This is a genomic window from Microbulbifer sp. YPW1 (genome assembly GCF_013367775.1).
Lineage (GTDB): Bacteria > Pseudomonadota > Gammaproteobacteria > Pseudomonadales > Cellvibrionaceae > Microbulbifer.
Genome location: NZ_CP055157.1, coordinates 3,628,135 through 3,649,734, shown reverse-complemented (window position 1 = coordinate 3,649,734; position 21,600 = coordinate 3,628,135). Strand labels below are relative to the sequence as shown.

Sequence of the window (21,600 nt, the reverse complement as noted above, 5' to 3'; positions counted from 1 at the left end):
TCATGCTCACGCCTCCCCTGCTTTCAGGTTTTTCAGGAAGGGACCGTAACCCTGGCTACCCAGCCAGAAGTTGATCAGGTTGTCGACGCCCTTGCTGGTCAGAGTGGCACCGGACAGGCCGTCTACCTTGTGCTCAGCATTGGGTGTATTGGCGTCAACACTGCCCTTGATCACAGAAAGTTCAACGTCGCCATCAGCGCCGTAAACTTCCTTGCCTTCCCACTGCGCTTTCCAGCGCGGGTTGTCGACTTCACCACCCAGCCCGGGAGTTTCCTTGTGCTCGTAGAAACCCAGGCCCGCAACGGTGTTGAGGTCCTTTTCCAGAGCGAGGAAGCCATACAGCTGGCCCCACAGGCCGTAGCCGCGAACCGGCAGGATGATGCGCTGCATCTCGCCATTCTCTTCTACCAGGTACACCTCTTTGGTGTTCTCACGGCGGATGATCTTGGCGGTGTCCTGATCGGCAGGCAGTTTTTCACTGGCGCTGGCGATCTTGGCCGCGGCGCGACCAGTGCCACCGGCCGGTGCTTCGTCGGTGAATTTGCCGGTGCTCAGGTCAACGTACTTGATCGTTACGTTGCCAAACGCTTCCTCGATGGCCTTGCGGTTGGTCTGATCCGGATCGATCAGGCCACCCGCCAGCAGGACGTTTTTCTTCATGTCCAGCTGGGCATTCGCTTCCTGCGTGGGCTTCAGCATCACCGCTGCGGTGGAAACCACCACGGAGCAGACGATACACAGCACCAGCGCAACAATCAGCGTACCTTTTACAGAATCTTTATTAGCCACGTGCCAACCTCCGTTTGATATGAGACTGCACCACAAAGTGGTCAAACAGCGGCGCGAACAGGTTGGCGAACAGGATCGCCAGCATGATGCCTTCCGGGAAGGCCGGGTTCACGACACGGATAAGAACGGTCATCACCCCGATGAGGATGCCGTACCACCAGCGACCGGTGTTGGTCATGGCGGCAGATACCGGATCGGTGGTCATGAAGATCAGACCGAATGCGAAACCGCCAACCACCAGGTGCCAGTACCAGGGCACATTGAAGAATGCGTTGGTCTCGGAGCCGACCATGTTGAACATGAGCGAGGTCGCCATCATGCCCAGCATGGTGCCGGCAACGATGCGCCAGCTGGCGATCTTCATGCCCATCAGGATGACACCGGCAATCAGGATCACAAAGGTGGAGGTTTCACCGATGGAGCCGTGCATGTTGCCGAAGAAGGCATCCCACCAAGTCAGCGGACCGGAGGCGGCGTTGATCACGCCATTCTGAACACCTTCGCTCGCCAGCACAGACAGTGCGGTGGCACCGGTGTAGCCGTCGACCGCAGTCCACACAGCGTCACCAGACATGGAGGCCGGGTAGGCAAAGTACAGGAACGCACGCCCGGTCAGTGCAGGGTTGAGGAAGTTTTTACCGGTACCACCGAAGACTTCCTTACCGATCACCACACCGAAGCTGATGCCCATACCTACCATCCACAGCGGCAGGTCCGGCGGACAGCTCAGGGCAAACAGGATGGAGGTTACGAAGAAGCCTTCGTTCACCTCGTGACCGCGCACCGCGGCAAACAACACTTCCCAGATACCGCCCACGATAAAGGTGCAGAGGTAAATTGGCAGGAAGTACATTGCCCCGTATACGAGGTTGTCCCAGATGCTCGCCGCGTTGTAGCTGGTCAGCGCGCCGATGATCGCGTGGCGCCAGCCTTCAAACTCGGTGGTGCCCATGTTGGCAATGATCGAGTTGGACTGGTAACCGATGTTCCACATACCGAAGAAGGCCGCCAGCATGGCACAGGCCCAAACGGTGATCATGATGCGCTTCAGGTCGATACCGTCGCGTACATGCGCAGTGGTTTTTGTGCGATCGGCAGGCTGGAACAGGCCGGTATCTAAGGCTTCGTAAAGCGCGTAGAACTTTTCATACTTGCCGCCCTTGTGAAAGTGCGGCTCGATGGAGTCTAAGAATTTACGCAACATCCCTTAACCCTCCTTCTCAATACGGGTCAGGTTGTCCCGCAAAATGGGGCCATATTCATACTTGCCAGGGCACACGAAGGTACACAGGGCCAAGTCTTCTTCATCCAGCTCCAGGGCGCCCAGCTGCTGAGCAACCTGGGTGTCACCCACGATCAACGCACGCAGGAGCTGAGTCGGCAGGATGTTCAGCGGCATCACGCGCTCGTAGGCACCGACCGGGACCATGGCACGCTCGGAGCCATTGGTGCTGGTAGTGAAGCTGAACAGCTTGCTCTTGAGCAGGCGGGACAGGTAGATCGGCATCGCAGAGAAGCGATTGGTACCCGGAGTGAAGTAATGCAGCATCGGGCGCTCGCGGCCTTCCTGCAGCACACTCACCTGGTTGTGGTAGCGGCCGAGGTAAGCCAGCGGACCGGCAGCGGTACGACCGCCAAATACGGAACCGGACACAACGCGGTTGTCGTCGCCAGTGGTTTCGCCAGCAGTCAGCGCTGTCAGATCAGCACCCAGACGGGTGCGCAGCAGACGCGGCTTGGTGACCTGCGGGCCACCCAGGGCAACAACGCGATCGGTGAACAGCTTGCCGGTTTCGAACAGCTTGCCCACGGCGATCACGTCCTGGTAACCAATGGTCCACACCTGACGGCCCGGCTTGACCGGATGCAGGTAATGGATATGGGTACCGGAGAGACCAGCGGGGTGCGGGCCGGCAAACGCTTCGCGCTGCACGCTAGCAACACTCGGAACCGGGATATCGGCGTCCGGTGCGGTGCACACGAAGGTCTGATCAGCGAGCTTGGACAGGATTTCAACGCCCTGAGAGAACGCTTCACGCTGCTCGGCAATGACCACAACCGGGTCACCCGCCAGCGGATTGGTGTCCATGGCATTGATAAACAGTGCAGAAGGCTGGGCGTCGAGCGCCGGCACCTTGCTGAAAGGACGGGTGCGCAGTGCTGTCCACATGCCCGACTCCACCAGGTTCACGCGAACCTGTTCGGCAGTCAGACTTGCCAGTTTGTCAGCGCTGTAGCTGGCGAATTGCTCAGCTTCATCACCATCCACCTCGATTACCACAGACTGCAGCACGCGACGGGCACCGCGGTTAACGGCTACCACGCGGCCAGCGGCCGGTGCGGTGTAGCGAACCCCTTCGGTTTTCTTATCGGTGAACAGCAGCTGTCCGAGTTTGACGCTATCCCCTTCCGCAACTGCCATGGTGGGCTTCATCCCGTTGTAATCGGGACCAATCACCGCAACAGTCTTGGCTGCAGGGCCATCATAGATGACCTGCTCGGGCGCGCCGGATATGGGTAAATCCAATCCCCGACGGATCTTTCTCATACGCCTATGCCTAAGTTCTAATGTTGATAGATTTAGTAGGTTTAAAAGTTTCTAGGTTAAAAACCTGAAAATGAGGAACCCATACGCGGGGGCTTAGGCTGTCGTGAGCCTGATACATGCTGAGAGCGGGCTTATAAAGAGAAGCCGCACAGAAGGCATGCAGAGGTAATCGTCGTCGCTCAGTGCTCGGGAGGCGCATAAAACCACCGTTGCCTTGGCAACTCGCAGTCTTTGCGCAAATATTTCCCGGCACACAGCAGCCCCGCAAAATCGCGCGCATTATAAGGATGGGGCGTTGGGTTTACCAGAGGAGATGGAGCCAAATCGGCTCAAGATGAGTAAAATTTTGCTGAAAAAACAACGACTTTAGTTGGAGACACCACCCTGTCGTCGCCCTCGCCCCGGGCGGGTCGAGGTGGCGCAGGAATGATCTGTCTGACCAAAGCCCTGCGCCGCGGAGCCGATGAGGGCGCACGCGCCCCCACCTGACACCCGATCAGTCTTTCTTGGGGAAGACTTCGTAATGCACGCCAGCCATATCTTCCAGGCAGCGAACCACCTGACAGCTGTAGCCGAACTCATTGTCGTACCAGCAGTAGAGCACTGCGTTGTCGCCCTCGACGATGGTGGCGATGGAGTCGAACACACAGGCGCGACGGGAGCCAACAAAGTCGCTGGAAACCACTTCCGGTGAATTGGTAAAGTCAATCTGCTGGCGCAGCGGAGAGTGCAGCGCCACTTCGCGCATGTACTCGTTCAGCTCGTCCTTGGTGGTTTCCTTGCCGAGGCGCAGGTTCAGAATCGCCATGGACACGTTCGGGGTCGGTACACGGATCGCATTGCCGGTCAGCTTGCCCTTCAGCTCCGGCAGCGCCTTAGCCACCGCCTTGGCCGCACCGGTCTCGGTCAACACCATGTTCAGCGCTGCGGAACGACCGCGACGCTCACCCTTGTGGTAGTTGTCGATCAGGTTCTGGTCGTTGGTGTAGGCGTGTACGGTTTCCACGTGGCCGTGGTTAACACCGTACTTGTCCATCATTGCTTTCAGTACCGGCACGATGGCGTTGGTGGTACAGGAGGCAGCAGACAGGATCTGGTCTTCCGGCTTGATCTCGCCGTTGTTGATGCCGTACACGATGTTCTTCAGGTCGCCCTTGCCCGGCGCCGTCAGCAGCACCTTGGCCGCGCCCTTGCTCTCCAGGTGCTGGGCCAGGCCCTCTTCGTCACGCCATACGCCGGTACTGTCTACGATCAGCGCATTGTTGATGCCGTGCTGGGTGTAATCCACTTCCTGCGGGGAGTTGGCGTAGATCACCTTCACTTCATTGCCGTTGCAGATCAGGGTGCTGGTCTCTTCGTCCACACGGATGGTGCCGTTGAAGGCGCCGTGCACCGAGTCGCGGCGCAGCAGGGAGGCGCGCTTGACCAGGTCGTTGTCCGCCTTGCCCTTGCGCAGCACGATGGCACGCAGACGCAGCACATCGCCACTGCCGGCCTTTTCGATCAGCAGGCGGGCTACCAGGCGGCCGATCCGGCCGAAACCGTAGATCACCACATCCTGGGACTGCGGCAGAGGCTTGCCAGCGCCACTGGCGTCAGCCAGCTCTTCGCGCACGAACTCCTCGATGGACAGGCCGCGCTGGTCGCGCATGTATTTGTTGGTCAGGGTACCCAGATCAATATGGACCGGGCCCAGGTCCAGCTTGCAGATGGCTTCCAGTACCGGATAGGTCTCAAACTCGGACAGCTCGTTCTCTTCTACCTGACGCACAAAGCGATGTGCCTTCATGATGCTGAGCACGGAGCGGTTAACCAGGTTTTGGCCGTACATGTAAATGCCGACGTTGCTTTCCCGGTTGAGCTTACCAATCATCGGAATCATGGATTCCGCCAGCGCTTCACGCGCCTTCCAGTCCTTGAAAAAGTCAGCGGGCTTCGGTCGCTTCTGAGTCACAGTCGGACACCTCTGCAAAGTGAAAAAATAGGTCGAGCCTTACTCCACCCTGAGGCTCTATCCCAAGGATAAGAATGGTTCCAAAAACCACCTCTGGCGCGAAGGCCGGCGCATTATGTGTATTCACCTGAGGCCGCGCAACCGCGCAAAAAATGGCCGAAAAACTGTAGTTAAACTACATTTTTTCGAGTGTTTAAACGCTCCGCGGCAACACCGGATTCACCGGTCACGAACATCCTTTTCCGACCATTGCACGACCCACACCTGCACTGGCCACCGTTCACCGCTACAATAGCTGCCCTCCCGGCCGCCAGTGGTCAGAAAGCACGGAATTATAAGGAAACATGAGTCAGTTCCCCCCTTTATCCCCCCCCGCTTTTCGTTCACAGAATGACCGGCAATTCTGGGGCCAGCTGCACGGCGCCAGCGCCGCGCTGGCCATTCTGCAGGCGGCAAAAGCCAGCAGCGCGCCCACGCTGCTGATAGCCCGGAATAGTCAGGAAGCACAGCAACTTGAGCTGCAGCTGAAATTTTTTAACAAGCCCCGTCGAGATGGCGCCGGAGAAAGTGACTCCAAAGACGCAGGCGGCGAGCTGGAAATTTCCCAGTTTCCCGACTGGGAAATCCTGCCCTACGACACCTTCTCGCCACACCAGGACATCATCTCTGATCGGCTGTCGACCCTGTACCGGTTGCCGCAGATGGAGCGCGGCATCGTCATTGCGCCGGTCAGCACCCTGCTGCATCGACTGGCACCCAAGGACTATGTAGCCGGCAATGCACTGGTGTTGCGAGAGGGGCAAAAGTTCGACCTGAATGCCCAGCGTCGGCTGCTGGAACAGGCGGGCTACCACTGTGTAGACACCGTGTACGAGCACGGGGAGTTCGCGGTGCGCGGTGCCCTCATGGATATCTTCCCCATGGGCAGCAACCTGCCCTACCGCATCGACCTGTTCGATGATGAGATCGAATCCCTGCGCACATTCGACCCGGAAGACCAGCGCACCGTGGACAAGGTGGAGCAGATCCACCTGCTGCCCGCGCGGGAATTCCCGATGCACAAGCCGGCACTGGCCAAGTTCCTGGAGCGCTGGCACGAGCAGTTCGACTGCGATCCCGGCCCGGTGTCCATCTACCAGGACATCAGTGCGGGTATTGCCCCTGCAGGCATCGAGTATTACCTGCCGCTGTTTTTCGATCGCTGTGCGACCCTGTTCGACTATTTGCCCGAGGGCAGCCAGGTATTTGTCCAGGGCGACCTGCAACAGCCGGTGGAATCCTTCTGGCGGGAAACCGAAAACCGCTACCAGAGCCGTCGCGGCGACCTTACCCGACCCATTCTGGAACCCCGCCAGGTGCTGCAGAATATCGACGAGTTTTTCGGTGCACTGAAGTCCCTGCCCCGCGCCTTCTTTTCTGCAGAAAGCCTCCCGGAAGCGGTGGGCAACTACAACTTCGCAAGCATGCCCCCGCCCAGCCTGCCGGTGGACGGCAAGGCAGAGCAGCCACTCAATGCGCTCGAAGCCTACCTGATGGACTACGATGGCCGCGTGCTGTTCTGCGCGGAGAGTGGCGGTCGCCGGGAAGCATTGCTGGAACTGCTGAGCGGCATCCGCCTCAAGCCGAACACTTTCGATAGCTGGCAGCAATTCCTCGCCAGCGACGAGCGCTACGGAATTACCGTTGCGCCCATTGATACCGGCCTTTTATTACTGGATCCATCGCTGAACCTGATCGCCGAACCGCAACTGTTTGGCGAGCGGGTGCTGCAGCAGCGCCGCCGCAAAAAAGCCAAAGACGACGCCGACAACGCGGTTAAAAACCTCGCCGAGTTGCGTATCGGCGCGCCCGTGGTGCATATCGATCACGGTGTCGGCCGCTACAAGGGGCTTCAGAGCCTGGATATCGACGGCCAGCAAGCGGAATTCCTGACCCTGGAATACGGCGATGGGGCCAAGCTCTACGTACCGGTGGCCAGCCTGCACCTGATCAGCCGCTATTCCGGTGCCGATGAAGAACTGGCGCCGCTGCACAAACTGGGCAGCGAGACCTGGCAAAAGGCCAAGCGCAAGGCCGCGGAAAAAGTCCGCGATGCCGCCGCCGAGCTGCTGGACATCTACGCCCGTCGCGAGGCCCGTGTGGGGCACGCGTTTGGCGATCCGGGCCTCGCCTACCGCGAATTCACCGCGGGCTTCCCCTTCGAGGAAACACCGGACCAGCAACTGGCCATCGAGTCCGTGGTGGGAGACATGCTGTCGGACAAGCCGATGGATCGCCTCGTGTGTGGCGACGTAGGCTTCGGCAAAACCGAAGTCGCCATGCGTGCAGCGTTCGTCGCGGCGCACGGCGGCAAACAGGTCGCCATGCTGGTGCCCACCACCCTGCTCGCACAGCAGCACTTTCAGTCCCTACAGGATCGCTTTGCAGACTGGCCGATTACCATCGAGGTGATTTCCCGCTTCCGCAGTAATAAAGAAGTGGAAGCCATCAAGGAACGGGTCACTTCCGGCAAGGTGGATATTCTGGTGGGCACCCACAAGCTGCTGCAGAGCGACCTGAAATTCAAAAACCTGGGGCTGCTGATCATTGACGAGGAGCACCGCTTCGGTGTTCGCCAGAAGGAGAAACTGAAGAGCCTGCGCTCCGAGGTGGACATCCTCAACCTCACTGCGACGCCCATTCCTCGCACCCTGAACATGGCCATGGCGGGCATCCGGGACCTCTCCGTGATCGCTACCCCGCCCGCCCGGCGACTGTCGGTAAAGACCTTTGTGCGCGAGCGCGACGACGCACTGATCAAGGAAGCCATCCTGCGGGAAATCCTGCGCGGTGGTCAGGTCTATTTCCTGCACAACGAGGTGAAGAGCATCGAACGTCTCGCCCGCGAACTGCAGGAGCTGGTGCCCGAGGCCCGCATCGGTATTGGCCACGGCCAGATGCGCGAGCGCGAGCTGGAACAGGTGATGAGTGACTTTTACCACAAGCGCTTCAATGTGCTCGTGTGCACCACCATTATCGAAACCGGTATCGACATCCCCAACGCCAACACCATCCTGATTGAGCGCGCGGACAAATTCGGCCTCGCCCAGCTGCACCAGCTGCGCGGTCGTGTTGGCCGATCTCACCACCAGGCCTACGCCTACCTGCTGACGCCCAACAAGCGCGCCATGACCGGGGATGCGGTGAAGCGACTCGAAGCCATCAGCGAGGCACAGGATCTGGGCGCCGGCTTTACCCTGGCCACCCACGATCTGGAAATCCGCGGTGCCGGCGAGCTGCTTGGCGAGGAACAGAGCGGCCAGATCCAGAGTGTCGGTTTCAACCTGTATATGGAGATGCTGGACCACGCGGTAAAGGCGATCCGCGAGGGACGTACACCCAACATTGATGAGCCACTGGAATCCCCTGCGGTGGATGTAAACCTGCGGGTACCGGCGCTGATTCCGGAAGACTACCTGCCGGACGTCCACAGTCGCCTGATCATGTACAAGCGCATCGCCAACGCGGAGGACAAGGCGGCTCTGAAAGAGCTGCAGGTGGAGATGATCGATCGCTTCGGCCTGCTGCCGGAGCCGCTAAAACACCTGTTCCGCATTACCGAGATCAAGCTGAACGCCAACAAGATGGGCATCCGCAAGCTGGAAGCCTCGGCCACCGGCGGACGCATCGAGTTCGCCGACAACGCCAACGTCGACCCACTCACCCTGGTCAAGCTGGTGCAATCGCGCCCAACCACCTACCGGTTACAGGGTGCCAACCAGCTGAATTTCGCCCTCGACGAGAGCGGCCCGGAACAGCGCCTGCAACAGGTGAGCGACGTTCTGCAACAGCTGTCTCAGTAACGCACACGGGGCCAATCAGTCGGCACAATTGCTGATCAATCGGTGATAACATGGAGGAATTCGTCGCCAACGGGGGCGGCGAATCCGGCTTGCTTTCAAGGCGCTTCTGACAGTGCGATTCTGGAAGCACCACGGCAGACACTGGTCAAAGACCCCGGGGCTGGCTCCAACGAAAAGCCCCGGCATAGGCACAACGAATAAAGCGGTATCAAGATGACCCTCACCAACAAACAGGTCACAACTCGCCTGAAGCAGCTAACCGGCGCCGCATTGCTGGCGCTCTGCGCTGCGGGCGCCCAGGCGGCCGGCTATGCAGGCACCCAGTTTGAAATTGAGATGGTGGTTTTCGCACGGGATAGCGGCATGGATCGCTCCCGGGAAACCTGGCCCACGGCACTGCGCCTGAACTATGACAACCAGTGGGTAGATTTCGATACCCCGTCAGCGGCCGACCCGATGACCCCGGCCCTGCAACCCGCCCCGAACCAGCTGGACAACAAGGTCGCCGCCCTGAACCGCGCGCGTGGCTACAAGGTCCTGTTCCACAAGACCTGGCGTCAGGTACTGCAAAACGAGCGCAATGCCCCGGCAGTGCTCATCAGCGGCGGCGCCCAGGAAGGTAACCACCATCAACTGGAAGGTAGCGTGACCCTGAGCGTTTCCCGCTACCTGCACCTGAGCACCGACCTGTGGCTGAGTGAATGGCTGCCCCAGACCGGCAGCGTCAGCGACCAGACCCAACTCAGCGGCATCCCCGTCCCTACGCGCCCTCGCGCAGCAATCCAGACCGCTGGCGATGAGCCCATGGATCTGGCAAGCTCCGGCACAGACAGCAATCGGGACTTCGGCTACAGCACCAGCGCCGACTCCGCGGTATTTCACGGTGATTACGCAGAGGCCGCCGAGCCAGCCCACAAGATGGCTGCACGCGTGGCAGTCCTTAATGAAGAGCGCCGTCTACGCAGTGGCGAGCTGCACTATATCGACCACCCCAAGCTGGGAGTTCTGATTGAGGTGCGCACCGTCGCAAAGGGACCAGAGCCGGGTGACGAGGAAGAGTCAATGGAGCTCTCCCGCTGACCTCGCAACGCACTTTGCAAAACGGCCCTCCGCGGGCCGTTTTCCTTTTGGATTGACCAACTCTTCCGCTTTTATTTCAGGAAGTCATAAAAATAAGGCAATTTCCATGATTACCAACGACGCCATCATTCTCGGCATGCTCGCCGCGATTCTGGGCTTTGTGTTTTATACCGCGAGCAGCGAACAGCGTTTCTGGAAGCGGTTTTACCGCTTCGTACCTGCCCTGCTCCTGTGCTATTTCCTTCCATCGCTGCTGACCACCTTCCACATCATCGATGCGCACAATTCAAACCTCTACTTCGTGGCATCGCGCTACCTGCTGCCGGCCAGTCTGGTATTGCTGACATTGAGCATCGATCTGAAAGGCATCGTCAACCTTGGGCCAAAAGCACTAATCCTGTTTTTAACCGGTACCGCGGGTATTGTCATCGGCGGCCCACTGGCACTACTGATCATGTCGGCCATTGATCCAGGCATGCTGAATGGCAACGGCCCAGATGCCATCTGGCGGGGAATGACCACCGTGGCGGGCAGCTGGATTGGTGGCGGCGCCAACCAGGCCGCGATGAAAGAAATCTTCGACGTGGGCGGGGATGTCTTTTCCGCGATGGTGGCCGTCGATGTGATCGTTGCCAACCTGTGGATGGCAGTGCTGCTGATCATGGCGGGCAATGCGAAAAACCTGGACGCAAAACGCGGAGCGGATACCTCTGCCATCGATACCCTGCGAGAGCGCGTGGAAAGTATGCAGCGCAAGCATGCGCGCATTCCCGCGCTGCAGGACCTGATGTTGATCGCTGCCGTCGGCTTCGGTGTGACGGCAATTGCCCACGCTTGCGCTGACTTCCTCGCGCCGTGGTTTCAGAATAATGCGCCGCAATTGGCCCGATTCAGCTTCACCAGCTCTTTTTTCTGGCTGATCATTATTGCCACTACGCTCGGTATCGCCATGGCTTTTACCCCAGCCAAAAAACTGGAGGGAGCCGGTGCCGCCAAGGTTGGCTCCGTGTTTATCTATTTCCTGGTCGCCACCATCGGCACTCACATGGACATCACCGCCCTGAAGAACAGCCCGGAGCTGTTTGTACTCGGCATGATCTGGATGGCGATACACGCGGGCTTGATGCTTCTGGTCGCAAAACTCATCAAGGCACCGACGTTCTTTATGGCTGTCGGCAGCCAGGCAAATGTCGGGGGCGCGGCCTCTGCGCCCGTGGTCGCAGCGGCATTCCATCCATCACTCGCCCCGGTAGGCGTATTGCTTGCGGTGATGGGGTACGCACTGGGCACATACGCCGCCTGGTTCTGCGGGCAGTTGTTGCGGGTAGTTGGGGCCGGCTGAGGCCCTACTCAGGGCGGCACGGGATTGCCGCCCTATCGCCCAATAAAAAAGCCCGGGATCTTCCAGCAAACACTGGAAGATCCCGGGCTTTTTTATTGGTGCTACAAGATTCCGCCGCCACTACACTGACAGCGCGAACAGACACCTGCATTCGCGGCTATAGCGCTTTACGCCCCGCAAGCAGCACAAACCAACTTGCGCAGACTATCGTACGAGCCCTCTTTATTGGGCGACACGATAACCCCGGCACTGCAGCGCGGCAGCTTTGGCTGCCGAAGCAATGCTATATTGAGCGTGCGTCTGGCTGGGTGTTATTCGCAGGGCACTACATCTTCTGCGAGCAGACCCTTGTCACCCTGCTGCATTTCAAATTCAACAGCCTGTCCCTCGTTGAGGGTTTTGTACCCGTCACCGCGAATGCTGCGGTAGTGTACAAAAATATCCTCGGAACCTTCGGCGCAGGTGATAAAGCCATAACCCCGGGCATTGTTAAACCACTTCACGGTACCCGTAACGCGATCACTCATTAAGCCAACCTCATTTATTGTTATTGCGCTTACCCCGGTTACGGGCGAAGCGCCTACCCCAATTGCCGTGGCCAGCTCTTATACGAAGCTGGTCCACTGTCTCGAAGTGCCCATCTGGTCATCCAGATAAGCCGTTACTGATTCTTAGATAAAACAGCGCCACTGTCTAGGTTTACACGTGAAATTAATGTTACTTCCCACAAACAATGCGCAATTAGTCACCAATTTACCGACTACAACGCCACAAATTCTGACATTTGATGCCATTTAGCCCTATGTCGCTTACCGGTCATTCAGGTATCAGATACATCACGCACCAATAGACTTTTCCCGGTCACGAGCAATCGCGAGCTCCGGTAAATCCGCGATATGCAGAGTCGAAGTCGGGAAGGCACAGGAAGCGCCGCGGGCCTCGATGATTTTCAGAATCTTCAGCAGCACATCCTGTTTGATCTCGTGATACCGCACCCACTCGGTGGTACGGGTAAAGGTGTAAATAAAGAAATCCAGGGAAGACGGCGCAAAAGAATTGAAGTTCACAATCAGGGTTTGATTGGTGTCGATCTCCGGGTGGTTTTGCAACATGGCACGCACGTCATTTACGATCGGTTCCATCAGGCTGGCATCGTCGTAACGGATGCCGATGGTCTCGTAGATGCGGCGGTTCAGCATGCGCGAAGGGTTCTCGACAGAAATCTGGGTAAACACGCCGTTGGGAATATACAGGGGACGCTTGTCGAAGGTACGGATACGGGTAAGGCGCCAGCCGATATCTTCTACGGTTCCCTCGATTTCCTGATCCGGTGAGCGCACCCAGTCCCCGACTTTGAATGGACGATCCAGGTAGATCATCAGGCCGCCAAAAAAGTTGGCCAGCAAATCCTTGGCGGCAAAGCCGATCGCCAGGCCACCAATACCGCCAAATGCCAGTACGCCACTGATGCTATAGCCAAAGTGCTGCATGATCACCATGGCTGCGGTGATCATGATGGATGCGCGAATCAGCTTGCCAATGGCGCGTACGGTGGTGGCATCCATCGGCTTGCCCATAAAACGCGGATCCGCCAGGTTCTTCTCCACTGCCTTGGCAAATCGCAGCGCAAACCAGGTGACCAGCACGATAAAGCCAATCTCGCGAACGGTAATTGCCAGGGTAAATATCTCTGCGCCGGTAGCTTTACCCGCCCTGGCAGCAGCAACAGAAAGCCCCACCAGCCACACCAGAATCGATGCCGGCGGATTGATCGCGCCGCAAAGCGCGTCGTCCCAGGGATTGACGGTGCGCTCTGCCCGCGCCTGCAAGCGACTAACCAGCAACGCCAGAAGCCACGCCGCAAACGCAGTCGCCATTACAATCAGAAAAACTTCGGCAATCCAGAAACGGTCTTCCCCCACCAGGGAGCGCAAAAACGCTTTAGCCTGCTCCACAAATCACTCCATTCAATACTTAAGGTTATTCGGCGTTGGCCTTAACAGGTCGATCGAATACGTACATGTAAAAAGGGCGCTGGCCCCGACTGGAGTAGCGCCTTGCGAAATTCGCCTATTGTGCCCATTTACATCCAGGATGCCAGCCACTCTCTGGTGGATTGCCAGCGGGGGTTGGCCTCGAGGGCGCTCCAGCTATCAATGGCGGCGCGACCACGCATGCGCGCCAGGCGATCGCTCGAACACGGGTCGGGCTCAAACCCTTCCAGCGCTTCCAGCACCTCCAATGCGCCCTGGCGGTTATTACACACCACGCCCATATCACAGCCAGCTTGCATAGCCGCCCGGATGCGCTCCGCATAGCCGCCTGCCGCGCCTGCCCCCTCCATTGTCAGGTCATCACTGAAAATCACCCCGTCGAATCCCAGCCGCTTGCGCAGGATTTCCTGCAGCCAGAAGCGCGAGAAGCCCACCGGGTTTTCATCAACGTTGGCAAAGCGAATGTGTGCCGGCATTACTGCCTGTAGCTCACCTGCGGCAATGCACTCGGCAAAGGGTACGCAGTCTGACGCGAGCACGGCATCCAGGGTTCGCTGGTCCACCGGAAGCTCTTCATGGCTGTCCTCCAGCACCTGACCGTGACCGGGGAAATGCTTGCCAGTGGTCGCCATTCCCGCTTCGTGCATCCCCGCCATAAACGGCCGCGCCTTTTGCGCGAGCACCAGAGGATCCTGGGCGAAACTGCGGTCCCCCACAATCCGGCAGAAGTCATCATCGGCATCCAGCACCGGGGCAAAACTGAAATCCACACCCACTGCCAGTAGTTCAGCAGCGAGCAGCCAGCCGACATCTTTCAGCTGCTGGGCGTCGGCGCGGGCACTGAGCGCCTGCATGGAAGGGATACGAGTGAATGACTCGCGAAAGCGCTGCACGCGCCCGCCTTCCTGGTCCACCGCCAGCAGAATCTCCGGGCGCACGGCACGGATATCTTTGATCAGGGCCTCTAGCTGTGGACGGTCGCGGTAGTTGCGCGCAAAAAAGATAAGCCCGCCCACTTGAGGGTGCCGCAACAGCTCCCGATCTTCATCGGTGAGCTCGGTACCCTCTACATCAATCATCACTGGGCCAATCTGAACAGACATGGATTGCCGCTCCCACTGCAAGTCAATTAATCGGGCTGACCGGGCCTATGTGCTTGCCCGGATACGCGCTGGCCTTCAAATCTCGCCGGATACCGGCGCAGTCAGCATCGCTGCAGCCGCCGGCGCCAATCGCGCCAGCGTCTCATCGAGATCGCTCTCGGCACCGAAATCTTCCCTCAGGATAGCTTCGATGGCGTCAAAGCTCGACAGGGAAAATATGGTGGCGCCAAGCATAAAATAAAGACGCCAGTAGAAGGTAACCGGATCCACCTGGGGCAGTGCGTTTGCCAACTGCCCCGCAAAACGCCGGTAGCTGGCGCCATAGCGGGCGACAATGAAACGGCGCAAGTGGCCCTGGGACTGGGTGTAGGCGAGACCGAGCAGGCGCATAAACCGCTTGGGATCCCGCCCCTCTTCCGCCAGCCCTGCGAGCGCCACCCGGTAGAGGCTCTGCAGCAGGTCATCCAGCTGTAGCTCCTCACCACTGACCTGCGCCTGCTGTCGACGGCTCAGTTCCTCATCCAGGCTTTTCGTAAAAGGTGTAAGGAACCGCTCGAATACCGCCTGAATCAGTTCCTTTTTCGAACCAAAATGATAATTCACCGCGGCCAGATTCACTCCAGCGGTACTGGTGATCGTTCGCAGGGATGTCTCGGTAAAGCCGCGCTCGGCAAAAAGCACCTCCGCAGCATCGAGGATTCGGTTTACGGTATCCAGCTGACTCATACCATGCTCACAGCAATTCAAACTATCAATTAAAACACTTGTTTAAGCGCTGAGATTAGCACAGTCGCCGCGGGACGGCACAGAATCCAACCACCCGCCATTGCGCACAATTTCACCAGAATGCGAGTCAAGCAGATACTTCATCGCGAAAACCACCGCATGCGCACAAAATGCCCTGGTCAGGCGGTATCTCGCGACTACTCCGTTACCGAGGGGGCCCCGCGCACACTAGATTGAGAACAGAGGCATAGGTAATGCCAGCACTGATAAATATCAGGAGGGCTGCATCATGGCGAGAATCGCACCAGAAATTGGCAGCTGGTTTGAAAATTTCGACAGCGGTGATCTGTTTGAGGTGGTCGCCGTAGACCATCCGTCGCGGACAATTGAAATCCAGTACGTGGATGGCTCGGTAGATGAGATCGACTTTCACAGCTGGCCACGGCTGCCGGTGATTGGCGCCGCCGCGCCGGAAGATGCCAATGCAGGCTATGGCACCCTGGCCGAGGAGATGCAGGACGCGGAGGATTCTGGCTTCACCAGCCCCCTCTTCTCACCCGCCCAGAGCGCTATCGATCGGCTGGAAGGCGAATCGTTTCCGGGGACCGACGAGGGCTTCTGAGGCCGCGGTCAAATCCGATTCAGGTTAACCGCGGCAAATGGGTTCTTTCGCTTCCCAAGGAAAAGAACGAACCCAAAATCCTGCGCTCGAACATGAAGCATCAACTTCTGCACACTACCGATATCGACCTCTCCGAATAGCAGGCACTGATCCTTGATCGGTTGCTCACCCTCAATCATCGCGCTCGCGAATATATTCGACAATGATTTCTGCCGCCTCATCGACGGTATCCACCAACCTGAACAGCTCGAGATCACTCGCATCAATGCAATTCCGCGCAAGCTGCGTATCCACCATCCAATTTACCAGGCCCGACCAGTACTGTTTTCCTACCAGCACAATGGGAAAGCGTCGGACTTTCTGCGTCTGCACCAGGGTTAGCGCTTCAAACAATTCATCGAGTGTGCCGTATCCACCCGGCATGGCGATAAAGCCCACTGCGTGTTTGACGAAAATAAACTTGCGCACGAAGAAATAGCGAAAGTTCAGGCTGATATCCAGATAGGGGTTTGGGGTCTGCTCAAAAGGCAGCTCTATATTGAGGCCGATAGAAGCGCCGGACTGAGTGAAAGCGCCGCGGTTGCACGCTTCCATTATTCCCGGACCTCCGCCGGTAATCACGGGGATACCCTCACTCGCCAACAGCTCACCAAGACGCATGGCCTGCTGATACTCGTTCGTATCTTCGGGAAACCTTGCACTGCCAAAAACCGTCACCGCGCCTTTGAGGGTAATCAGGCGTTCGATACCGTCGACGAGTTCCGATTGAATGCGCAGCACACGCCACGCTTCCGGCATTTTTGCATCCAGCATATGCCTTCTCCATTATCGCTATTCGCAGCCCTGCACGACTTAATCCAACCGTTGAGGCCTGCGGCCTGGAACTGCAGACATAAACCGCCTCAGGGCCATTCAAGTCTAGCAGTAATCAGGCGCCGCCCCCGGAAGATTGCGCACCCGCCAAATCTGTATATAATCACAGCAACTGTATATAAATACAGACACCGGACTCCAGGAACAGATGCCGGGAATAACTCCGGAAACAACAGGAACGCGCCCATGACAAATCTCACCGCCCGCCAGGCACAGGTACTGGAGCTGATCAAAAGTTACCTGGACGATACCGGTTACCCACCTACCCGGGCTGAAATTGCCCAGGAACTGGGCTTCCGCTCCCCCAATGCGGCGGAAGAGCACCTCAAGGCACTCGCGCGCAAAGGGGCCATCGAGATGGTTGCCGGTGCCTCGCGCGGCATTCGCATTCCCGACTATCACAGCGGCCTGCCGATCGTCGGCCGGGTAGCCGCCGGTAATCCGATCCTGGCGGAAGAGAATATCGAGGAGTACTGCGAGATTCCGGCAGAGTTCTTCCACCCTCCCGCAGATTACCTGTTGCGGGTTCACGGAATGAGCATGAAAGACGCCGGCATCCTCGACGGTGATCTGCTGGCCGTGCAGCGCACAGAGAACATTCGCAACGGTCAGATCGTGGTTGCACGTATCGAAGATGAAGTGACGGTGAAACGCTTCAAGCGCCGCGGAAATCAGGCAACCGTACAGCTGCTGCCCGAGAACGAGGACTTCAACGTTATTGAGGTAGACATGCGCGACAGAAACTTCGCGATCGAGGGGCTGGCTGTTGGCGTCATTCGCCAGAACCCCCTGTAATGGCACATGATTCGCCATAAACAGTAAAAAGCAGACATAAAAAAACAGGGCCATTGCCCTGTTTTTTTATGTCTGGCCAAAGTACAGGTATCCACTACCCGCAGCTTCCCGAAACTCGCAGGCTGCGTCAGTGGATGGTGTGCTCGGTAATATCCACTTCCTCTTCTTCGAAGGGTTCCGGCTCCAGCTCATTGATATCCTGTACCGCCTCGATGCCGGCCTCAAGCATGGCCCGCGCAATGGCAATCTTGTGCTCGCGCAGAAACTCGAGACTCTCCTCAGAGAAATGGATACGCACCAGCGGGTCCTCTTTGTGACCAGCGCGTCGCAGCGCTACATCACCATTGGACAACTCGATGATTTCGTAGGTCTCAGAAGACATTCATTTCTCCAATTACTTCTCAATTACCTCACACCGGCCACCCGCATATCCGAGAGCGCGACCAGGTACCGGGCGCGGCGTGATTTGAGGCCAGTGTAACACAGCGGCAAATGATTAATCAGTGGCGGGGCCGGGCAGGCTTGGCCCTCAACTGGGCCATTGATGGTGGGAGTTACCACTCCTGGCCGTGGGCACGCTGACGCTGGACCAGCTCATTCAGGGCCCGGAGCCACTCCTCAAGGGAATCCCGATTCAGGGCTTCGGGCGCGCGAGTATCCAGCTGCCGCACAGGGATCAGGCTTTGCGCACCGGTAGAATCCGCGGGCGACTGGACCGCGCCCCCGGCAGGATGCCACAGGGCCCGCCAGGCTGCTTCCAGCCCCTGGAACCAGCTGTCGGGATTCTCCGCCAGGCTGACCAGCTCGTTGACCTCGGCACTGAACTTGCCACGCGAGGCCACCAGCTGCGCCAGTGCATGCGCGGTTTCCGGCTCACCGCCGGGCGCAAAGCCCAGCTGCAACTGATGCCCCTGCTCCGCCAGAAACGCCCGGTAGGCGCGCCACAATTGCAGCAGCGCGCCCTGGCACAGGGCACTCTCATAGAGCGACTCCGGCGACAGCGGGTTGGACTGTTCCGCCGCTGGCGCAGGAGACTGAAGGATCAGCTGGCATCGACGCAGGGCCGATGCCACGGTACCCGTATACGGATTACTCACAGGGCAACCTACTTTGTCGGGGCTTTTTTGGCTGCAGCCTTCTTGGCCGGGGCCTTTTTCGCTGCGGCCTTTTTCTTGGCAGGTGCTTTTTTGGCGGCTGCTTTTTTCTTCGCGGGCGCTTTCTTGGCCGGTGCCTCTACCTGCCATTTACCGTCGCGATAGAAGGCCTTCCAGCCGGTCGCCTTGCCCTCTTCCTCACTCTGGACGTACTGCTCCTGAGTCTTGCGGCTGAAACGGACCACTGTGTCGCGACCCTCGTTGTCCTCGGTGGGAGCCGAAAACAGGAAGCTGTACTTGGGGTCAATCTCGTCTTTGTGCGGCAGCAGTTCCTTGATCAGCGGTGCGCGAGTCTCCCGGTTTTTGGGGAACTGGCTCGCCGCCAGGAACAGGCCCGAGGCGCCATCGCGCAGGATATACGTATCATCCACCTTTTCGCAGGGCAGCTCGGGCATGGGTACCGGATCCATTTTGGGCGGTGCCGGCTGGCCACTCTTGAGCAGCTTGCGGGTGTTTTTGCAGGTTTCGCTGGTACAGCCGAAGTACTTGCCAAAGCGACCGGACTTCAACTGCATGTCCGCACCGCACTTGTCACATTCGATCACCGGGCCATCGTAGCCCTTGATCTTGAAGGTGCCTTTTTCCACCTCAAAGCCGGGGCAGTCCGGGTTATTACCGCAGATGTGCAGCTTGCGATGTTCGTCCACCAGATAGCTGTCCATGGCGGTGCCGCACTTGCTACAGCGACGCTTGTCCCGCAACTGGCGGGTTTCAGCCTCTTCGTCCTTGTCGGCATCCACGGCTTCTTCACCGGACACCAGGTTCATGGTGTTGGTGCAGCGCTCTTTCGGCGGCAGCGCGTAACCGGAACAACCGAGGAATACACCGGTAGAACCGGTGCGGATCTGCATGTGGCGACCGCAGCTGCTGCATTCGATGTCGGTGTCAGTAGGCGCATTGCGACGCATACCGCCGTCTTTGTCCTGGGCGACTTCGAGACGCTTGCTGAAGTCGGAATAGAATTCATTCAGCAGGTCTTTCCAACCTTTTTTGCCTTCCGCCACCGTATCCAGGGACTCTTCCAGGCTGGCCGTGAAGCCGTAATCCATCAGGTCGGTAAAGCTTTCACTGAGGCGATCGGTGACGATGTCGCCCATCTTTTCCGCGTAGAAACGGCGGTTTTCCAGACGAACGTAGCCGCGATCCTGGATCGTGGAAATAATCGACGCGTAGGTGGATGGACGGCCGATACCGCGCTTCTCAAGCTCTTTTACCAGTGCCGCTTCGCTGAAACGGGCCGGCGGCTTGGTGAAATGCTGTTTCGGGTCCAGCTTCTGCAGGTTGAGTTTTTCACCCACCTTGATATCCGGCAGCACAAGATCTTCATCTTTCTTGCTCTGCGCCGGTGCGACCTTGAGGAAGCCGTCAAAACGGATCACGCGGCCGCGGGTACGCAATTCAAAATCGCCCGCGGTCACCACCACAGAGGTAGAAGTAAACTGGGCCGGTGTCATCTGACAGGCTACAAACTGTTGCCAGATCAGGGTGTACAGACGCTCGGCATCACGCTCCATACCGGACAGCATGTTCGGTTTGACGCGCACATCAGAGGGGCGAATCGCCTCGTGCGCTTCCTGGGCGCCCTCTTTGCTGCTGTAGCGGTTGGGGTTTTCCGGCAGGTATTTATCGCCGTAATTCTCGCCGATAAATTCGCGCACCGATGACACCGCCTCGGCGCTGAGGTTGGTGGAGTCGGTTCGCATGTAGGTGATGTAACCCGCTTCATACAACCGCTGGGCCATCATCATGGTTTTCTTCACACTGAAGCCGAGCCGGTTACTGGCGGCCTGCTGCAGGGTTGAAGTGATAAACGGCGCACTGGGCTTGGAGCTGGTGGGCTTATCGTCGCGGGCGGTAACTTCAAAGTCACTGGACTGAAGGGCTTTGACGGCCGCCATGGCCTGCTCTTCATTGGTCGGACGGAAAGCCTCGCCCGCCTGCTTTTTCACTTCCAGGCGCAGGGCATCGGACTTGGCGGTTTGCGTATCGGCAAACAGATTCCAGTATTCCTCGGGAATAAACGCGCGGATTTCGCGCTCGCGTTCGACCACAAGCCGCACCGCTACGGACTGCACGCGTCCGGCAGACAGCCCGCGGGCTACCTTTTCCCACAGCAGCGGGGACACCATATAACCCACGATACGATCGAGGAATCGACGCGCCTGCTGCGCGTTGACCCGATCGATATCCAACGGTCCCGGATCCTTGAATGCTTCCTGGATCGCGGACTTGGTGATCTCGTTAAACACCACGCGACGGTAGCGGGTTTCGTCGCCGCCGATGGCTTCCCGCAGGTGCCAGGCGATGGCCTCCCCTTCGCGGTCCAAGTCCGTTGCGAGATAGACGTGGTCGGCATTCGCAGCGAGCTTGCGCAACTCGTCCACGACTTTTTCCTTGCCGGGCAAAATTTCGTAGTGCGCTTCCCAGTTGTGGTCGGGATCAATCCCCATCCGCTTGATCAACTGCTCACGGCTTTTCTTGCGCTTGTAGATCTCTTTCTGTTCGGGGGACAGCTTGCGGGTTTCCGCTGCGCGACGAGCGCGCTCCTTGGCGTCAACCGGCTGCTTGTTGGAAGCGCCGGTGGGAAGATCCCGGATGTGACCGATACTGGACTTCACCACAAAGTCCTTTCCGAGATACTTGTTGATCGTTTTCGCCTTCGCCGGCGACTCGACGATGACCAGTGATTTACCCATAAGCTTTTGATTTTTAATAGAAAATTTACTGCTTTCGCACTTTAGGCAGCGGCCGTAATCGACTGTGCGCTGCGCGAATATA

The 21,600-nt window shown here is 58.3% G+C and carries 17 protein-coding genes; 5 read left to right on the top strand and 12 right to left on the bottom strand.

What is annotated here, in order from left to right:
• Positions 1–6 precede the first annotated feature (6 nt).
• From HUW35_RS14820 to HUW35_RS14805, 4 genes are all read right to left on the bottom strand, one after another.
• The gene (locus tag HUW35_RS14820) at positions 7–789 is read right to left on the bottom strand and encodes a Na(+)-translocating NADH-quinone reductase subunit C (protein WP_181253020.1); all 783 of its coding nucleotides are present in this window, start codon (positions 787–789) and stop codon (positions 7–9) included.
• Complete coding sequence (locus HUW35_RS14815) at positions 782–1,993, bottom strand: NADH:ubiquinone reductase (Na(+)-transporting) subunit B (protein WP_181253019.1); 1,212 nt, start codon at positions 1,991–1,993, stop codon at positions 782–784. Before HUW35_RS14815 ends, HUW35_RS14820 begins: the two co-directional genes overlap by 8 nt.
• A 3-nt stretch (positions 1,994–1,996) precedes the next feature.
• Positions 1,997–3,337, bottom strand: a complete 1,341-nt coding sequence (locus HUW35_RS14810) for a Na(+)-translocating NADH-quinone reductase subunit A (RefSeq protein WP_181253018.1) — start codon at positions 3,335–3,337, stop codon at positions 1,997–1,999.
• 496 nt (positions 3,338–3,833) lie between these two features.
• The gene (locus HUW35_RS14805) at positions 3,834–5,291 is read right to left on the bottom strand and encodes a glyceraldehyde-3-phosphate dehydrogenase (RefSeq protein ID WP_255463327.1); all 1,458 of its coding nucleotides are present in this window, start codon (positions 5,289–5,291) and stop codon (positions 3,834–3,836) included.
• Between the two features lie 344 nt (positions 5,292–5,635).
• Between HUW35_RS14805 and mfd the strand changes: the two genes are divergently transcribed.
• From mfd to HUW35_RS14790, 3 genes are all read left to right on the top strand, one after another.
• Positions 5,636–9,133, top strand: a complete 3,498-nt coding sequence (gene mfd, locus HUW35_RS14800) for a transcription-repair coupling factor (RefSeq protein WP_181253016.1) — start codon at positions 5,636–5,638, stop codon at positions 9,131–9,133.
• Between the two features lie 213 nt (positions 9,134–9,346).
• Positions 9,347–10,213, top strand: coding sequence for a CsiV family protein (locus HUW35_RS14795; RefSeq protein WP_181253015.1), 867 nt, complete (start codon positions 9,347–9,349; stop codon positions 10,211–10,213).
• A gap of 106 nt (positions 10,214–10,319) precedes the next feature.
• Complete coding sequence (locus HUW35_RS14790; RefSeq protein WP_181253014.1) at positions 10,320–11,555, top strand: DUF819 domain-containing protein; 1,236 nt, start codon at positions 10,320–10,322, stop codon at positions 11,553–11,555.
• Between the two features lie 311 nt (positions 11,556–11,866).
• Here HUW35_RS14790 and HUW35_RS14785 read toward each other — a convergent pair whose 3' ends face one another.
• From HUW35_RS14785 to HUW35_RS14770, 4 genes are all read right to left on the bottom strand, one after another.
• Positions 11,867–12,082: a cold-shock protein gene (locus HUW35_RS14785; protein ID WP_066964075.1), complete on the bottom strand. Its 216-nt coding sequence runs from the start codon at positions 12,080–12,082 to the stop codon at positions 11,867–11,869.
• Positions 12,083–12,391: 309 nt separating this feature from the next.
• Positions 12,392–13,510: a mechanosensitive ion channel family protein gene (locus HUW35_RS14780; RefSeq protein ID WP_181253013.1), complete on the bottom strand. Its 1,119-nt coding sequence runs from the start codon at positions 13,508–13,510 to the stop codon at positions 12,392–12,394.
• Positions 13,511–13,638: 128 nt separating this feature from the next.
• Complete coding sequence (nagZ, locus tag HUW35_RS14775) at positions 13,639–14,652, bottom strand: beta-N-acetylhexosaminidase (RefSeq protein ID WP_181253012.1); 1,014 nt, start codon at positions 14,650–14,652, stop codon at positions 13,639–13,641.
• Positions 14,653–14,727: 75 nt separating this feature from the next.
• Entirely contained in the window at positions 14,728–15,378 is a 651-nt protein-coding gene (locus HUW35_RS14770) for a TetR/AcrR family transcriptional regulator (RefSeq protein ID WP_181253011.1), read from the bottom strand.
• Between the two features lie 289 nt (positions 15,379–15,667).
• On the opposite strand from HUW35_RS14770, the gene HUW35_RS14765 reads away from it, so the two are divergent.
• The gene (locus HUW35_RS14765) at positions 15,668–16,000 is read left to right on the top strand and encodes a DUF6763 family protein (RefSeq protein ID WP_181253010.1); all 333 of its coding nucleotides are present in this window, start codon (positions 15,668–15,670) and stop codon (positions 15,998–16,000) included.
• 171 nt (positions 16,001–16,171) lie between these two features.
• Here the strand turns inward: HUW35_RS14765 and HUW35_RS14760 are convergent, their stop codons facing one another.
• The gene (locus tag HUW35_RS14760) at positions 16,172–16,813 is read right to left on the bottom strand and encodes a TIGR00730 family Rossman fold protein (protein WP_181253009.1); all 642 of its coding nucleotides are present in this window, start codon (positions 16,811–16,813) and stop codon (positions 16,172–16,174) included.
• Positions 16,814–17,059: 246 nt separating this feature from the next.
• On the opposite strand from HUW35_RS14760, the gene lexA reads away from it, so the two are divergent.
• Positions 17,060–17,668: a transcriptional repressor LexA gene (gene lexA / locus HUW35_RS14755; protein WP_078084290.1), complete on the top strand. Its 609-nt coding sequence runs from the start codon at positions 17,060–17,062 to the stop codon at positions 17,666–17,668.
• Positions 17,669–17,795: 127 nt separating this feature from the next.
• Here lexA and HUW35_RS14750 read toward each other — a convergent pair whose 3' ends face one another.
• The 3 genes from HUW35_RS14750 to topA all read right to left on the bottom strand — a co-directional run bounded on the left by HUW35_RS14750 (position 17,796) and on the right by topA (position 21,518).
• Positions 17,796–18,050: a hypothetical protein gene (locus HUW35_RS14750; RefSeq protein ID WP_181253008.1), complete on the bottom strand. Its 255-nt coding sequence runs from the start codon at positions 18,048–18,050 to the stop codon at positions 17,796–17,798.
• Between the two features lie 172 nt (positions 18,051–18,222).
• Entirely contained in the window at positions 18,223–18,765 is a 543-nt protein-coding gene (locus HUW35_RS14745; RefSeq protein ID WP_181253007.1) for a DUF6586 family protein, read from the bottom strand.
• Between the two features lie 8 nt (positions 18,766–18,773).
• Positions 18,774–21,518: a type I DNA topoisomerase gene (gene topA, locus HUW35_RS14740; protein WP_181253006.1), complete on the bottom strand. Its 2,745-nt coding sequence runs from the start codon at positions 21,516–21,518 to the stop codon at positions 18,774–18,776.
• Positions 21,519–21,600: the final 82 nt, after the last annotated feature.

Bases quoted from the DNA above. Each gene is read 5' to 3' on its own strand.
- HUW35_RS14815 (WP_181253019.1), bottom strand. From the start codon at position 1,993: ATGTTGCGTAAATTCTTAGACTCCATCGAGCCGCACTTTCACAAGGGC.
- HUW35_RS14810 (WP_181253018.1), bottom strand. From the start codon at position 3,337: ATGAGAAAGATCCGTCGGGGATTGGATTTACCCATATCCGGCGCGCCC.
- mfd (WP_181253016.1), top strand. From the start codon at position 5,636: ATGAGTCAGTTCCCCCCTTTATCCCCCCCCGCTTTTCGTTCACAGAAT.
- HUW35_RS14795 (WP_181253015.1), top strand. From the start codon at position 9,347: ATGACCCTCACCAACAAACAGGTCACAACTCGCCTGAAGCAGCTAACC.
- HUW35_RS14790 (WP_181253014.1), top strand. From the start codon at position 10,320: ATGATTACCAACGACGCCATCATTCTCGGCATGCTCGCCGCGATTCTG.
- HUW35_RS14785 (WP_066964075.1), bottom strand. From the start codon at position 12,082: ATGAGTGATCGCGTTACGGGTACCGTGAAGTGGTTTAACAATGCCCGG.
- nagZ (WP_181253012.1), bottom strand. From the start codon at position 14,652: ATGTCTGTTCAGATTGGCCCAGTGATGATTGATGTAGAGGGTACCGAG.
- HUW35_RS14770 (WP_181253011.1), bottom strand. From the start codon at position 15,378: ATGAGTCAGCTGGATACCGTAAACCGAATCCTCGATGCTGCGGAGGTG.
- HUW35_RS14765 (WP_181253010.1), top strand. From the start codon at position 15,668: ATGGCGAGAATCGCACCAGAAATTGGCAGCTGGTTTGAAAATTTCGAC.
- HUW35_RS14760 (WP_181253009.1), bottom strand. From the start codon at position 16,813: ATGCTGGATGCAAAAATGCCGGAAGCGTGGCGTGTGCTGCGCATTCAA.
- lexA (WP_078084290.1), top strand. From the start codon at position 17,060: ATGACAAATCTCACCGCCCGCCAGGCACAGGTACTGGAGCTGATCAAA.
- HUW35_RS14750 (WP_181253008.1), bottom strand. From the start codon at position 18,050: ATGTCTTCTGAGACCTACGAAATCATCGAGTTGTCCAATGGTGATGTA.
- topA (WP_181253006.1), bottom strand. From the start codon at position 21,518: ATGGGTAAATCACTGGTCATCGTCGAGTCGCCGGCGAAGGCGAAAACG.